The sequence below is a fragment of the Marinobacter sp. F4206 genome (assembly GCF_019392195.1).
Classification (GTDB): domain Bacteria; phylum Pseudomonadota; class Gammaproteobacteria; order Pseudomonadales; family Oleiphilaceae; genus Marinobacter.
Map to the genome: position 1 here is coordinate 356,442 of NZ_JAHXKI010000003.1, position 14,329 is coordinate 370,770.

At 57.4% G+C, this 14,329-nt stretch carries 10 protein-coding genes and 1 pseudogene; 5 read left to right on the plus strand and 6 right to left on the minus strand.

Going from position 1 to position 14,329, the window contains the following annotated elements; translation table 11 throughout:
* Window position 1 precedes the first annotated feature (1 nt).
* A complete protein-coding gene (locus KZO34_RS14880; RefSeq protein ID WP_257900465.1) occupies window positions 2-259 on the plus strand; it encodes a rhomboid family intramembrane serine protease in 258 nt (85 codons plus the stop codon).
* Here KZO34_RS14880 and KZO34_RS14885 read toward each other — a convergent pair.
* From KZO34_RS14885 to KZO34_RS14895, 3 genes are all read right to left on the minus strand, one after another.
* A complete protein-coding gene (locus KZO34_RS14885) occupies window positions 231-2,207 on the minus strand; it encodes a hypothetical protein (RefSeq protein ID WP_219477633.1) in 1,977 nt (658 codons plus the stop codon). The two genes, KZO34_RS14880 and KZO34_RS14885, sit on opposite strands and share 29 nt — an antisense overlap.
* Before the next feature lie 90 nt (window positions 2,208-2,297).
* A complete protein-coding gene (locus KZO34_RS14890) occupies window positions 2,298-2,444 on the minus strand; it encodes a DUF2959 domain-containing protein (RefSeq protein ID WP_257900436.1) in 147 nt (48 codons plus the stop codon).
* A gap of 181 nt (window positions 2,445-2,625) precedes the next feature.
* On the minus strand, window positions 2,626-3,408 hold the full coding sequence (locus tag KZO34_RS14895; RefSeq protein ID WP_219477634.1) for a DUF5602 domain-containing protein: 783 nt from the start codon (window positions 3,406-3,408) through the stop codon (window positions 2,626-2,628).
* 600 nt (window positions 3,409-4,008) lie between these two features.
* Here KZO34_RS14895 and KZO34_RS14900 point away from each other — a divergent pair.
* Genes KZO34_RS14900 through KZO34_RS14910 form a run of 3 tightly spaced genes read left to right on the plus strand, consistent with a single transcriptional unit; the run spans window position 4,009 to window position 6,005 of the window.
* Window positions 4,009-4,569, plus strand: coding sequence for a LemA family protein (locus tag KZO34_RS14900; protein ID WP_374706537.1), 561 nt, complete (start codon window positions 4,009-4,011; stop codon window positions 4,567-4,569).
* The gene (locus tag KZO34_RS14905; RefSeq protein WP_219477636.1) at window positions 4,569-5,327 is read left to right on the plus strand and encodes a TPM domain-containing protein; all 759 of its coding nucleotides are present in this window, start codon (window positions 4,569-4,571) and stop codon (window positions 5,325-5,327) included. The genes KZO34_RS14900 and KZO34_RS14905 overlap by 1 nt, the downstream gene beginning before the upstream one ends.
* Before the next feature lie 60 nt (window positions 5,328-5,387).
* Complete coding sequence (locus KZO34_RS14910) at window positions 5,388-6,005, plus strand: TPM domain-containing protein (RefSeq protein ID WP_219477637.1); 618 nt, start codon at window positions 5,388-5,390, stop codon at window positions 6,003-6,005.
* A gap of 1 nt (window position 6,006) precedes the next feature.
* Here the strand turns inward: KZO34_RS14910 and KZO34_RS14915 are convergent, their stop codons facing one another.
* Window positions 6,007-7,902, minus strand: a complete 1,896-nt coding sequence (locus tag KZO34_RS14915) for a DUF3604 domain-containing protein (protein WP_219477638.1) — start codon at window positions 7,900-7,902, stop codon at window positions 6,007-6,009.
* Window positions 7,903-8,082: 180 nt separating this feature from the next.
* A pseudogene (locus KZO34_RS18855) lies at window positions 8,083-8,172 on the minus strand (AMP-binding protein); the annotation flags it as partial.
* 218 nt (window positions 8,173-8,390) lie between these two features.
* Between KZO34_RS18855 and KZO34_RS14920 the strand changes: the two are divergent.
* Window positions 8,391-12,518 carry a hypothetical protein gene (locus KZO34_RS14920; RefSeq protein WP_219477639.1) on the plus strand — a complete coding sequence of 1,376 codons (4,128 nt, stop codon included), beginning with the start codon at window positions 8,391-8,393 and terminating at the stop codon, window positions 12,516-12,518.
* An 84-nt stretch (window positions 12,519-12,602) separates the two neighbouring features.
* Here the strand turns inward: KZO34_RS14920 and KZO34_RS14925 are convergent, their stop codons facing one another.
* On the minus strand, window positions 12,603-14,285 hold the full coding sequence (locus tag KZO34_RS14925; RefSeq protein WP_257900466.1) for an AMP-binding protein: 1,683 nt from the start codon (window positions 14,283-14,285) through the stop codon (window positions 12,603-12,605).
* Between the last annotated feature and the right edge of the window lie 44 nt (window positions 14,286-14,329).

Consider the following 14,329-nt stretch of genomic DNA (forward strand, 5'->3'; position numbering starts at 1 on the left):
AATGTTTCGAAACCGGCCTCTCGTTCCCATCGCAATCAGTGCCTTGATGGTGCTGGTCTGGCTGTTGCCTGTTGGTCAGTGGCTTCAATACCACCGCGCGCTTCTCGGGCAGGGGCAATTGTGGCGGCTGTTGACTGCCAACCTGACTCACATTGACGGCTCCCACCTGCTGTTTAATCTGGCCGGGCTGTGGCTGATGGCCTGGTGGTTCGGCAGTGCGCTGTCTCAACTCAAGTGGCTGGGGGTGCCGCCCAGCTAGTGTGGCCGAGTTCCATGACCCGGGCGACCTCCTCATCCGGTACTTCATTCACGTCACCGAGTTCCAGCGTGTCGTAATGGAACGCGTACAGTCGCGAGGCAAACTCGGCAATGGGTAAGGAGGCTTCCCCCCGGAATTCGCCGTGGTCGCGGGTGGAACAGGTAATGCCCTGACCCCAGTCCTGGCCACTGTCATTGTTGGGATTAAAAAAGTAGACCCGCGTCTCGTTTTCGGGGCTGAGCCCGACCCTGAGGATGTTGATGGCATGGCGGCCGACAAAACGGGCGGCGCTGTCGGTGACGGCGATGCCAGCGGGCTGAGCATGTATGACGGGCATCTGGCCATTGTAGAACGGGTGGTAGCTGGCGTAAAAATGGCGAACGAAGCCGTCGTAGTCGTGCACCTCTCCGGTATGAATGTCGGCCACCACCCGAAAGCCGTGGCTGACCCACCACCCGTAAAATTCCGGATTTATCCAGCGGTGGGCGTCATCATCCCGGCCTTGGCAGCGCCGCCACATCTCACCATAGATCCGGTCCAGGTGCGGAATCAGAATCAGTGATACCGGATCCACATCCACCGGTGCCTCCTTGACCAATCCCGGTTCCAGATTCCTGGACGAGACTTCTGCACCCTCGAAGCGCCCCAGAACCTCGTTATCCCGGGCGGCCCAGGCCAGAACCTGAAGCAAGTAGTCGGCCTCGTTCGCAGCCCACATCGACAGACCAATGGCCGACTGACAGCTGGGGTTATTGCCCTGGCCGACACCCAGCGGCTGGCCCAGGAGGTTGAGAACGCCAGCCAGCAGGAACACCTTGGCCGGCTGGGCATTTCCAAACGTGCTTTCGAGCGCCGATGTCGTCTCTTCCGACAGCTCAAGTTTGATATGACGCCACAGTGCCTGTGCAACCGACGGAGTGAACAGCGAACCCCGCTCCAGCATCATGGTAAGCCCGAAAACGGCCTGGCAGCTTTCCGGGTAGATGGCCTCGTCGATCAGGGCGTGGACCAGCTCGGTATAGCAGTAAAGGTCGTCCAATCCCGTCATGGTGAGCCCAAGCGTGGTTGGGATCAGGTCGTCCTTGCCAGTTTTGCGCAGGAATCTCAGCATAACCGCGTGGTAGGGCGAGGCAAGACCGGTGTCATGCATGCTCCGGGCGAAATGAGTCGCCTCGGAGTTGAGGCCGGCATCGTCCATCTGAGCCAGCCGTTGGCCATACAGTTCCAAGCCCGGGTCTTCGATGCTGCCTGGGGTGGGCGCGAACAATGAGTGCACAAGGCGGGTGGCGTCGGCGTTGTCTATGGTTATCGTTTCCGGGTCATAGAGGCACTTTGCAATCTGGCCAATCATCTCGCGGATGCTGTCTACCTGGACCGGCCCCTGATCCAGTAATCGCCAGACTTCTGCAACGAGGCTGTCGAGCAGACTTTCGTAACCCAGATGAGAAATCAGGTACTGGTACAGCTGGTGTACGATGACACCGAGTTGCTTGGGGCGTTCCCGGTCTGCTTCCGTCAGTTGACCGGACAGCAAGTCCAGGTTCAGCGCCATCACCTGGGTCAGGAAGTGCCTGGCCTGTTCCGAAGAGATGCCCGGATGGAAGTAATCCCCGCGAGTGACCGCAAGCATCCGGAGCTCGCTGATGGCTTCAACCACCGTTGTCACGGCGCCCGCTTCGCGCAGCGAGCGCTTCGCCAGTGCCGGCTGCAGAATCGCCGGCTTTGACCAATCACTCGTGCCGAATATGCCGGCGGATTCCAGCCCGCGAACTCGTCTGTACAAGGCGTCAAATCCACCCGGCAGTGTCATCAGCATCCGGGTCCGCTCAAGCAGGGCGAGGCTGGATGACTGGGGATCTGAGCGACGGGCGCGGGCGAAATCGGCCAGCGCCGCATCAAACTGCATCACGGCTGGCCCAAGTTCAGGGTCGGCGTATTGGTGCTCCATAGCTTTTACTCCCTGTTTGCCCCGAATGGTCCGGCTCTTGATTCGACCTTCGTTTTGACTGTAGCCCTCTTGGCCCTTTGTGGCTAGGTGTTACCCGTCTTCACCAAAATGCCGAATAAAGGCTTCGGACTCCGCGATTGACTGCTCCATATTGCGGATCAGCCCATCCACGTCCTGGCGGATACCCGCCAGCTCGTTCTCCAGCGAGCGATCGCCTGGGCGGACAGGGTTGGGCATGAAGTAGACTTCGGTAGCGGTGGGTGTGGCTCCTTCGGGGTTGTCCTGGGATTGCTGGCCCCGTTGGCCATCTGGCGGCGGTTGCGTCGGAAGGCCTGATTGGTGCCCGACTCGTAACGCAAAGCAAAAACCCCGGCCTGGACCGGGGTTTTTCTTTCAATCGTCGTTAGTGCTCTTTGCTTCACTCATACCTCTGCAAATCCCGGATCGCGATCCGGTACTCGTCTTTGCCGGCGTCAAAACCGATCTCGTAAGTCCCCGGATACCAGCCCGGATAGCTGTAGCGCTGGGGCTTTTTCACGGGAGTGGTCATCTCCGGCAGTGACTGGAGGTAAGCCAGGGATACCATCGGTTCCACAAACATCAACTCACCCTTGTAGTAACCGTAAATGAAATTGTGGCTGAAGACTTCCCCCTGGAATTCGGCACCGGCCGGATCCAGGCCGTGCATCCCCATTCTCTCGACAGCGGCATCAGGCGGGATCACGTAGCCCTCGGGCACGAGTTGAGGGTCCGGTGCGGCCATCGCCACTTCCCGGCCCTCGCCGTGGAACGTGATCGCCTCCTGCTCGTCCGTTCCGATCAGGTAAAAATGCACATCAAAATGGGGCAGGTCGTAAACACCTTCGGGAAGGTGCCCGGCCGGATTCCAGTCGAGAACGACATGGTCGTATCCGGTCGCCGGGGCGCTATCCGGCATGGGTAATGAGAACTCCCAGACCTCTTGCTCGGCGCTGGCTTCCGGCAGCCCTTCCAGAGCGTCCCTGGTCATTAGCACCGATACGGATTCAGGCTCATTCTCGGCGTTTAGCGCCAAAACCACGCGCGCGGAGCCGTTTCCGACCGCCACGGGTTCCCCCGTAAACACCTGGGGGTCGGCGGCGATCGCTGCGCCCGAAAGAACCAGCAGTGCCGACAAACCGATGGAGCGGGCAGGGCGGAACGGAAAAAGGGCAGGTTTCATGGCATCTCTCCTCAATAATGGTTGCCGTTCGCACACATCGACGGCCGGCATGGTTCGGGAACCATCGCCCATCGGGCTAACGCAAAGGAGATCACAAGTGGCAGGCGGGGCTGACAGCAGGGAACACGCATCCTGTCGGCACGCTTGGTCTCACCACCACCAGAATGGGATTTGGCTGGATTTGATTAATATATCACCAGAATCTGAAGCGGGTAGAGCATTTTTATAGCTCTTAACCTGTCAGGCACTCAGCCATCCACCCCCATTAGATAGTTACCCTCATTTCTCATGCGATTTTGGGGAGTTCTGCGAACGCGTCCGTATGACTCTTGGGTTACCAGCGGGCTGCGGGGCTGTGGCCCGGCACCAAGCCTTCGGGTTTTTACTCTCAGGAGCGGCCCTATTCCATAACGGATGTGGGGCTGGAACACCCTGATTACCTTGAAAACACTGGCCATGCCCCCACTGAGAGGGTAGTTCGATGCCTCTGCCTGAGGGCCAGGCATCATTCTTTTTCATGTATTCACCACCGGGAAAAGCACTATGGGAATCGTTTATAAACCCTTTCAACAATGGACTGTCTGGAAGCTGGCACCGCTGATGGCACTGGTTCTGTTACTGACTGGCTGTGGGATCAACAACATTCCCACTTACGATGAGAAGGTCACCTCTGCCTGGTCCCAGGTGGAAAACCAGTACCAGCGCCGGGCCGATCTGATTCCCAACCTGGTGGAAACCGTCAAGGGCTTCGCGGCCCAGGAGCAGGAAACCCTGACCGCGGTGATTGAGGCGCGCTCCAAGGCCACCTCCATTCAGGTGGACGAAAGCATTCTCGACAACCCCAAGAAGCTACAGCAGTTCCAGCAGGCCCAGGGTGAGCTTAGCAGTGCCCTGAGCCGGCTGATGGCGGTGTCGGAACGGTATCCGGATCTGAAGTCGAATCAGAACTTCCTGGCCTTGCAGTCTCAGCTGGAAGGCACGGAAAACCGTATTGCCGTCGCGCGCCGGGATTTCATTCAGGCAGTGGAGCGCTACAACACCGAACTGCGTACCTTCCCGGGCAAGATCTGGCACACCCTTCTTTACAGCGATCTGGAGCCCCGCGCCAACTTTGAAGCCACCACGGAAAATGCGGACGAAGCGCCCGCGGTGGAATTCTGATGGCTGCCCAGCTCCACAAGAGCCTGCTGTTGGTGTTGCTGGTTTTGCTGCCGGCCACCGTCTGGGCCCAGTCCACGCCGGAATTTCCCGAGCTGACTGGCCGGGTGGTGGACCGCGCGGAGATGCTGTCTCCTGAGGTGGAGTCGCGCCTGAGCCAGATGCTCCAAGCCCACGAGCAGGCCAGCACCGAACAGGTGGTGGTGGTGACCTTGCCGGACCTTCAGGGGTTTCCGATTGAGGATTTCGGATACCAGCTGGGCAGGCACTGGGGTATCGGTCAGGAAGGCGAGGACAACGGCGCCCTGCTGATCGTGGCGAAGGAAGACCGCAAAATCCGCATTGAGGTGGGCTACGGCCTTGAAGGCCGGCTGACGGATGCTGACTCCTCCGTGATCATCAATCGCATTATTACCCCGGCGTTCCGTCAGGGGGATTTTCAGGCCGGTATCTTTAACGGCGCCGCAGCCATGATACAGGTGCTCGGTGGCGAGCCCATGGCCGTTGCCCAGGGCCAGCAGACCGGTGCCGTCCAGGAAAAGCCCAAAGCCGGCATGGTGGCGCTGTTCTTCTTCATCTTGATGGCCGTGATTTTCTTTATCGGCAGTCGCGGTGGCCGTGGTGGGCGCGGTGGCGCAGCCCTGTTAGGTGGTGTTCTGCTGGGTGGTGCCATGGGCGGCCGGGGCGGCGGCTTCGGGGGGGGTGGCTTTGGCGGCGGTGGAGGCGGCTTCGGCGGCGGCGGTGCCTCCGGTGGCTGGTAGCTCCGCACCGATAGCCGAGCGCGCTGAGTCCCTTCACCCGACAATGAGAATGAAAGAATCATGACACTATTAAGCAAAAGCGATCAGGAAGCCGTTACCGCCGCCATCAACGAGGTGGAGCGGGAAACCGACGCCGAACTGGTCACCGTACTGACGGCCCAGTCCGATAACTATAGCTATATTCCACTGCTCTGGGCCGGCATCCTGGCGTTGCTGGTGCCGGGCATTGCCAATTACTTCGGCAACTGGTTCGGTGCCGACATGCTGATGCTGGTGCAGTGGGGCGCGTTCATCCTGCTCAGCCTGCTGTTCCGCGCACCCGGCATCAACACCCGCCTGATTCCCCGGCAGGTGCGTTACTGGCGGGCGTCCAACCTCGCGCGGCGGCAGTTCCTGGAGCAGAACCTGCACCATACCGAAGGCTCCACCGGCATGCTGATCTTCGTCTCGGAAGCGGAACGCTACGTGGAGATTCTGGTGGATCAGGGCATTGCCGATGTGCTGGACAACTCGGTGTGGGAAGGCATCGTCGCGGACTTCACCGCAAAGGTGCATCAGGGCCAGACCCGGCAGGGGTTTCTTGACTGCATTGCCGCCTGTGGCAAATTGTTGAAAGAGCATGTGCCCGCCACCCACGAGCGTAATGAACTGCCCGATCATCTGGTGATTCTGTCCTGATCTACGGCGTGTACCAGATTGGCGAGGTATAGGCGCGCTCCTGGGACTCGCGCAGAGCCTCGTCGGGCGCATCGCGCTTGCCGAAGACTGCCTCGTCATAGGCGATCCATGTGGGCGTGGGAATTTCCAGCACCCGGATGTAGTAGAAGGCTCGCTCCGCAGGGTCGAAGTCAGGATCCTCCCAGAAGGCGCCGAGTACTGCCTCCCCGATCGTGTTGGTATAGCCCGCACCTTTGACCGTGCTGCCGACCGGTGTCGTCGCCCGGCCGTCCGGGCCGATCTCGCGGCCGTCAGACACGGCTATGTCATAGATGCGTTCCTGCAGCTCGCCGCCGGCATCGAGCCAGCCTTTGACGATCTGAACCCGGTCGAGGTTCGCGCCATCGGGATCGCGCAACGCGCGAACCATGAAGCGTGGGCCGCCGGCGCCGTCCGGCGCTGTCGCAAGGTCGCCGCCCATCGGCACGCCGCGCTCGTAGCCCTGGCGGGCAAAGTCGGGGCGGTGCACCTCATCCGGTTTGAAGTCCCAGCCGGCGAAAACGCGAACCAGCATACGCCCGCCCGTTGTTGCATAGACTTCCTTGCGCGCCATCGCGTCCCAGATCGCCTCGCGCGTGTTTTCCCGTGCCCAGACGGCGGCAAGACCGGAGGCGAGCGACTCCCAGTGGTAGACGTCGAGGCTGCCGTCTCCGTTTTCTCGCAGGTCCTGGGTGACGAGGTCCGTGTAGCGCGCCTCGGTCGCGGGTTCGGTGCCGGAGAACTTGCCGAAGAAATTCTCTTCCCGGGTTGTGGAAAGCGAGGTGTGGCTGTCCGTCGAGCCGATCATGCCGAACTTGAACGGATTCGCGCCGATCGCCTCTGCCTGTTTCAGTCCCAGCTTGAGCGCGCTTCGGGCGTATTCGTGTGGCAGCATCTCGGGCTCCTTTGGATTAAGCCCGAAGTCGCCCTTGTCCCATTGGTAGTAGTCCGCAAACTCGTCGTTGGGCGAGAGCATGGGATGAACCTCGCCGTCGCCCTTCATCTGCGTGACCTCGTAGATTGGTTCCCACCGCATCCGGCGCTCGGCGTACTCTGCATCCAAAGGTTCGCCGTTAAGCCGTTCGACGGCAAACATGAGGCCTTGACTCAGGTTGCCGTTATGCGGGATGGCGAGGGCGCTGCCTCCCGTCTTTTCCTCGTACATGGCGAGGTAATTCCAGAGATCCTCGGGGTCGGTTGTGTCGAAGATGCTGAGCGGCACGACCTGCCGCGCTGCCTCAGCATCGTCACGGAAAATCACCACCCTGTGGAGGTTTCGAAGGTCGGGCGTGGAGGTCCATTCGAACCCGTGAAACGCCGTGAATACGCCGGGCTGGTTGTGCTGGTCGACCGCGTCGATGATTCGGTTCCACATTTGTGCCTGAAGCTTCGGGTTTGGCATCGAGTCCTTCAGGGTGGCCCCGGATTGCTTCCAGATCTGGTAGGCCTCCCAGCCCTTTCCGGCCTTCACCAGGTCATGATATTCCCTGCCTTGCGGATCGCGCAGTAGCTCGGGATTCGACTCCTCGATCATCGGCGCGAGGCCGAGGTTCTCGCCATGGTCGGCGACGACAAGAAAATCGAGTGGCCGGATCAGACGAGCCGGAAGACCCGTTGACGAGATAACCTGTTCGCCCTTGGCAAAACGAAGGGCGTCGTTGGGTCCGAGCCGGTTGCCAACCATCCCCGCATCGGTCGAATAGCTGGTGTGGAGATGCGTGTCGCCAAAGAACACCCGGTCGGGGTAGCGCTGATAAAGATAGGGCGAGTACTTCTGTCCGCCAATGTCGATGTCTTCTTCATTGACGGCGATATCCTGCGCGAAGGCCGGTATCGAGACGAGTGTTACGAGGGCAGCGGTGGGCGTGAACAGGCGCATTTCGGATTCCCTTCCGGTAGCGGAGATTGCTTTGAGTCTTGCACTCGGAACCCCTACGGTCAAAGTTTTTGTCCAGCGTTCAAGAGTTCTTTGGCAGGTGGCGAGTAGACGCACAGTCCGGAAACGAAAAACCCCGACAACGAGCCGGGCTTTGTTGGTTTTCGCTAGGAAGGGGAGGGCTTATTTCTTCAGCCCCATCTCCTCAATCGAGATCTCCCGCATCTTGAACTTCTGGATCTTCCCGGTGACGGTCATCGGGAGGCCGGTCACCTGTAGCTTCTCGACGTAGGGATGGGGGCTGCAGGAACGCCATGACGCTTTCGGGTAGCTGTTCTCAACGTCCTTTGAGCTGCCTCTTCTTGCGGATCTATGGTTTCGTTTCAGTGGGTTATGGCGGTTGTGAGTTGGTCATCGTTCGTTCGCATTAAATTGTGTTAAGGTGCCGCCTCAATATGGAAATGCTGTTGTTGTAGATTAAAGGACTGATCATGCCCATACGATTATCTCTGAAGTTTTTCGTACTGTTCGCCGTATTCTTGACCCTCCTTGGCTGTCGCGATAATTCATCAGGAGGCCCAGATACGCCTTCCGGAACCAGCCACGCTTACTTTCTGAAGAACGTTGGCGGTGATGTAACGATTACCGACCTCTCCCGTACTGCAATTTATGGCGAAACAACGGTAAGTGACGGATCTGGGAGCTTGGGTGCGAGTGAATGGACAGTCGACCTCAGTGCACTGTCGTCCGAGGAGTTGGTTGTCGTGAGGGTAAGTGGTGGCACCGATATTAGCGGCCAGTCACTGTCGGTTTCTGAAAACGCAAAAGTCTTCGCTGTAGCCTCTGCCGAAGAGGTCCGCAACGGCATCCATGTCAGCCCCTTGACCGACTTGGTATGGCGCATCTCGAAACGGTATGTGCAACGATCCGAACGGACGGACTCGCTCCGGTATCTGGACAACCTTGCCGGCCTGTTCCTCTCTGAGGACCTCAATGGTGACGGTTCGGTAAACTACCGGGATGTGCTCGACTTCAATCCAAATGACCCGCAGCACATCGACAGTCTGGCGTTAGATTTCTCGATCCTCTGTTGCGACTCGCAATCCTACGTGGCTCAGGTGCTCTCTGGCACGCCCGCGGATGAGATTGACACTAAAATCAAAAACCTCTTTGGTGGCAGCGTTTCTCTGGCGCAGGATGAATCAATCTCCCAATATGCCGGCATAACGCTGGTCGGTTTCGGCGCCGGGTATGTGCTGGATGAAAATGGCGAACGGGTTTACGACCCGTCGCAGATTAAAACCCGCTTTCACGTCGCCAAGAGTCGCTCGAACAGTTATTACCTGACCGCCTACCCGGACTCGGACAGTCAGATACTGGGATGGGATGGCTGCGATAAAGTCAGCGCCGATGGGACTCGCTGTGAACTGAGCAGTTTTAAGCGTGACCGCGTCGTGGAAATTAACTTCGGCTACACCGAAGTCTCGATTGCAGCGAATTTTGTTGGTCTGGGTGAGGGGCTTACCGGCGAGGTCACAGCTGACCGAATTACCGTGGATCTGCCTTCCGATCCTACCTTGAAAAGCCGCTTGATGAACCTTTCGGCAGGCGACAAGGCCTCGCTCATTGTCGATGGAAAAGCGCTCCTCGTCAGCATTCTGGACGTTATCAATTACCCTGACTCAGTGGAGTTCGGCTATGCGCAAGCCAAGCTCACGGATGTGATTGAAAAAGGGACGGGAACGTTCAGCAAGGTGTTTTCGGCGGATGACATCGAGTCGATTGAGTATCCCAGCTCTCAGGTTTCCAAAGCGTCCCAGTCACTCAGGATCAAACCCTATAAGCTATTGGTGCAGCCAAGCAACGATCCCTCTGTGATCAGTTTGGCGGTAGAGCCCAACGATACCGATAGTAAATCGCTTGACCCTTTCAACAATGTTTGGGAGGTCAATGAAAAGCTGATTGAACTATCGGGAAGCATCGATGTGACTTTTGAGCTGGATGTGAGTGCGTCCTTCGAGTTCTATGAGGGGCTACAGTTCTTCAAGGTTTCTCCATCCATCAGCAATGAAGCGAACATTGCGCTCAAAGTCGAGGGATCCGTTAAGACACCAAAAGATGCGAACGGCAATGATGTTATACGGGAGTTCCTTGGTCGTATAAATTTCGCGCGAACAACCTTTTTGATTGGATTCGTGCCCGTATATCTGAACCCTTACGTCGATGTATATATGGGCGGCAACGGAGAGGTCATCGGGCAGATGGGTCTGCAGTCCTCTGTGAGCTCCTCGGTGTTTGCCGGCGTTTATTATTCGAAAGGTGCAGGCTGGGAGTACTCGAGCGGTTACGGCAGTGATTGGAGCCCCGCAAAGCCGTTTCTTGAAGGTGAGGCCCGGTTTCGGATGTATGCTGCGGCGGAGCCCACGGTACAGATCTACGATCTGATGGGGCCTGCGATCAATTTCGAGGCCTATTCCGAAATGCGCGCGTCATACGATATTGAGTCGGCGTGCAGCGACTCGCTCGTCTATGGCATTTACGCAGGGTTGGACAGTGTCCTTGAGTGGAAGGCCACGGGCGGCAAGAAGTTTTTTGACGTTGTCGGAATCTCACCGGCAGATCTGCGAGTCAACATCGGTTTAAAAGAAGCCAAGATCTTTGAAAACAAGCTCAATTCCTGCGGTCCGGCGCCCGCATCCATGCTGGTAAACGGGACCGGCATATCGGAGATCATCGAAGAGGGTGACAGTTCAACTATTGCCCGCACAGTGTCCATCGAAAATGTCGGTGGGCAGTCACTAACTTGGCGAGCAGGCTATCAGAACGACAGCTACCTGACGGTCTACCCCGATGGTGGTGAGATTCAGCCGGGGGAAACCCAAACGCTATCAATGAGCTTCAACAATCAGGGATCCAGTGAAATCCGAACTTATAGGAATCTTGTCCAGATTTCACAAGTGGGAAGCGCTTCTGATGCGGCAACGCCCTTTCGACGGGTCGACGTGGAGGTGGTACCCAAAAAGATCTCACCTCCGGAAATAGTGGAGGCATTTCGCGATTCCGAAGATCCTACAGTCGCTGAAATCGAGTGGTCGGTTGAGTCGGCCGATGAGCCATATATTGCGCGATTCGATGCTTATCTCACCCATGACCCAGTGGTGGCGCAACAGAAAGAGAATAATCATGAGAATCCTGCGTGGGAGAAATTGGCGGAGTTCGGGCGCACTCAGCGAAAGGTAACGATATCTGGTTTGTCCGATGAGCGGGTTTTCCTCTCGATTCAAGCCATAGGCACCAAAGGCCAAGTTGTTCAGGCTAAGACCTATGAGCTTGAGGAAAAGGCTGATCATGGATTGGTTGCTCGGACTTCATCTGGTGCAACGTCTTTGACTCATGATGGCAGTTGGAATGCAACAGCAACTGAGGATGCAGCCTTCGGAAACATTGATTGGAAGGGCCATTACGTGGGTGATACTCCCACCAAAATTTTAAGCTGGAGTGGGCCTTCCTCCAGATATTTTGGGGAGGCGGGATTCTCCAGCGAGATCTATCAGGGCGGCAAGTTGTTTTCTGTTGCCCCGGGGAATGTGCATGGCGCTGCGATAGTGGCCGACGGAGTTGGTGATGAATGGTTGGTGGCGGTAGTAAATGATTCAGTCACCGATACGCTTTACGCTCGCCCAAATACCCCCTCAACTTCGTCTGCATTGTACGACTTCGTTACCCATCCCGATGGATGGCGTGAAATTGCAAGCCGGCCTATAAATGGAGAAATCAGCGGGGGCTGGTTCTTTGATGGGGCAGGCAAAATAGCGAAGTCGGTTCGGTGGGTAAAAACAACGATCACAAGTTGGGGTAATGATTTTGAGGTGTATATCAGCGATGTTAATAGGCTGTCTCTGGACGTAGGGGCTGCCACGCCAGGGGTTTTAGGGGCAGAATTTAGTACTGATACCTCTGCAAGTTCAATGGGATCAGCTCTGTTGGCCGTTGACTTCAATAAGACTGGAGAGGTGGAACTGAGACTCTCCGCCGACAAATGGTTGGAAGTAAATGGACAGTCGGTGATTCCCAATTCCGAGCTAAACATTATTTGCTATAGCAGTTCTTATACAAATTGTGAGGGATCTCCGAAATTTGCCCATATGACAAGGTTTGGAGAGTTTGGTATCGAGGCAGGCGACTATGCCCAAGATGGTGGGAATAGAATCGCAACCATTCACTACCTTGATCTACGTTCGGGTCTTTTTGCTTATGGGGTGTCCCACCAGCAATCCCAAAACATAGAAGGGAATTATAGGGTTCGCCATGGGAATGAGGTTGTTGCAACTTCTAACCAAACGGAGGTGATTGGGTGGGCAGCGTCAACCTGTATGAGTAGTCGAGGGTTTTTGGAGCGAGTTGATGCTTTCGACTTCCACTGCAGTTCAGCGGCCTTTGGAATGGAGCCCCCTGATGGATCATGGGCGACGGGACCAAGTGGAGAGATTCTTCTCTCTCAGAAATCCATCTCTTCGAGTGGAGGCCAAACACTCAATTATATCAACAATGGAGGCAATCTCGCTGGGCTTTTAGGGGTTCTAGCTGATCAGGGTGCTTTCACAGTGGGGGTAAAATAAGAACCTCATGAGCAATTTGAAGTCATTTTTTCTGGCGCTATGAAAAGGATTGTAGCGCCCGGGGATACCGGGCGCTTTTTTTGATTACTTCTTCAGCCCCATCTCCTCAATCGAAATCTCCCGCATCTTGAACTTCTGGATCTTCCCGGTAACGGTCATCGGGAATTCCTCCACGAACTTGTAGTTCTTCGGGATCTTGAAGTGGGCGATCTGGCCCTTGCAGAAGGCGATCAGATCGTCGGCATCGACCGGATCGGCGTCCGGACGCAGTTTCACCCAGGCGATCAGTTCCTCACCGTACTTCTCGTCGGGAATGCCAGTCACCTGGACTTCCTCGATGGCCGGGTGGGTGTACAGGAACTCTTCGATCTCTTTCGGGTAGATGTTCTCACCGCCCCGGATCACCATGTCCTTGATGCGGCCAACGATCTGGATGTAGCCGTCCTCGTCCATGGTGGCCAAGTCGCCGGTGTGCATCCAGCCGGCGTCGTCGATGGCTTCGCGGGTTTTCTCTTCGTTGTTCCAGTACTTCAGCATCACGCTGTAGCCGCGGGTGCACAGCTCGCCGATCTCGCCGCGCGGGACCACGTTGCCGGTGCCCGGCTCGACGATCTTGGTTTCCAGGTGCGGCTGTGTGCGGCCCACGGTGGTCACCTGCTTCTCGAACGGGTCGAGGGAGCTGGTCTGGGTGGACACCGGGCTGGTCTCGGTCATGCCGTAGGCAATCTGGACCTCTTTCATGTTCATCTTTCCATTGACCTGCTTCATTACCTCGGCCGGGCAGATGGAGCCGGCCATGATGCCGGTGCGCAGCGTGGAGAGGTCGTAGGTCTCGAAGTCCGGGTCTGCCAGTTCGGCAATGAACATGGTGGGCACACCGTACAGCGCCGTCGCCTTCTCCTGGTGCACGGCCTGCAGCACAGACTTGGGCTCAAACCCTTCATCCGGATAGATCATGGTGGAGCCGTGGGTGATGCAGCCGAGGTTGCCCATCACCATACCGAAGCAGTGGTACAGCGGCACCGGGATCACCAGGCGATCTTTTTCGGTGAAAAGCTGGCTCTCCGCCACGAAATACCCGTTGTTCAGGATGTTGTGGTGGGTGAGGGTGGCACCCTTGGGGTTGCCGGTGGTGCCGGAGGTGAACTGGATGTTGATCGGGTCATCGAACTGCAGTTTGGCCTGAATCTTGTCCAGTTCGTCCTGGCTGACGTCGCTGCCGAATTTGACGAATTCGTTCCAGGTCCACATGCCGTCGTGCTTTTCGGTATCCAGGTTGATCACCGCGCGCAGGTCCTGCAGGCGTCGGGCCTTGAGCTCGCCGGGCTGGCTGGCTTTCAGTTCCGGCGCCAGGTCATAGAGGGTCTGGCGGTAATCAGACGCCTTGAAGCTGTCCGCGGTCACCAGCACGCTGATGCCCGCCAGGTTCATGGCGTATTCGAGTTCGTGCATGCCGTAGGCCGGGTTGATGTTCACCAGGATGGCGCCGACTTTGGCGGTGGCGAACTGGGTCACCGTCCACTCATAGCGGTTCGGGGACCAGATGCCCACCCGGTCGCCACGCTTCACGCCAATGGCCATGAAGGCACGGGCAGCTTCGTTCACTTTCTCGACGAATTCCTTGTACGTCCAGCGAATGTCCTGGTGCAGGCACACCAGGGCTTCGGTGTCCGGGTACTTCTCGGCGGTGCGGTCCAGCATCTCGCCGATGGTCATGCCCAGCAGCGGTGTCTCTGAAGTGCCGCTGGTGTAGCTTGGGAGAGTCATGCTCATTGTCTCTGCCTCCATTGTTGTTGTAGTCGAGGGCAAGC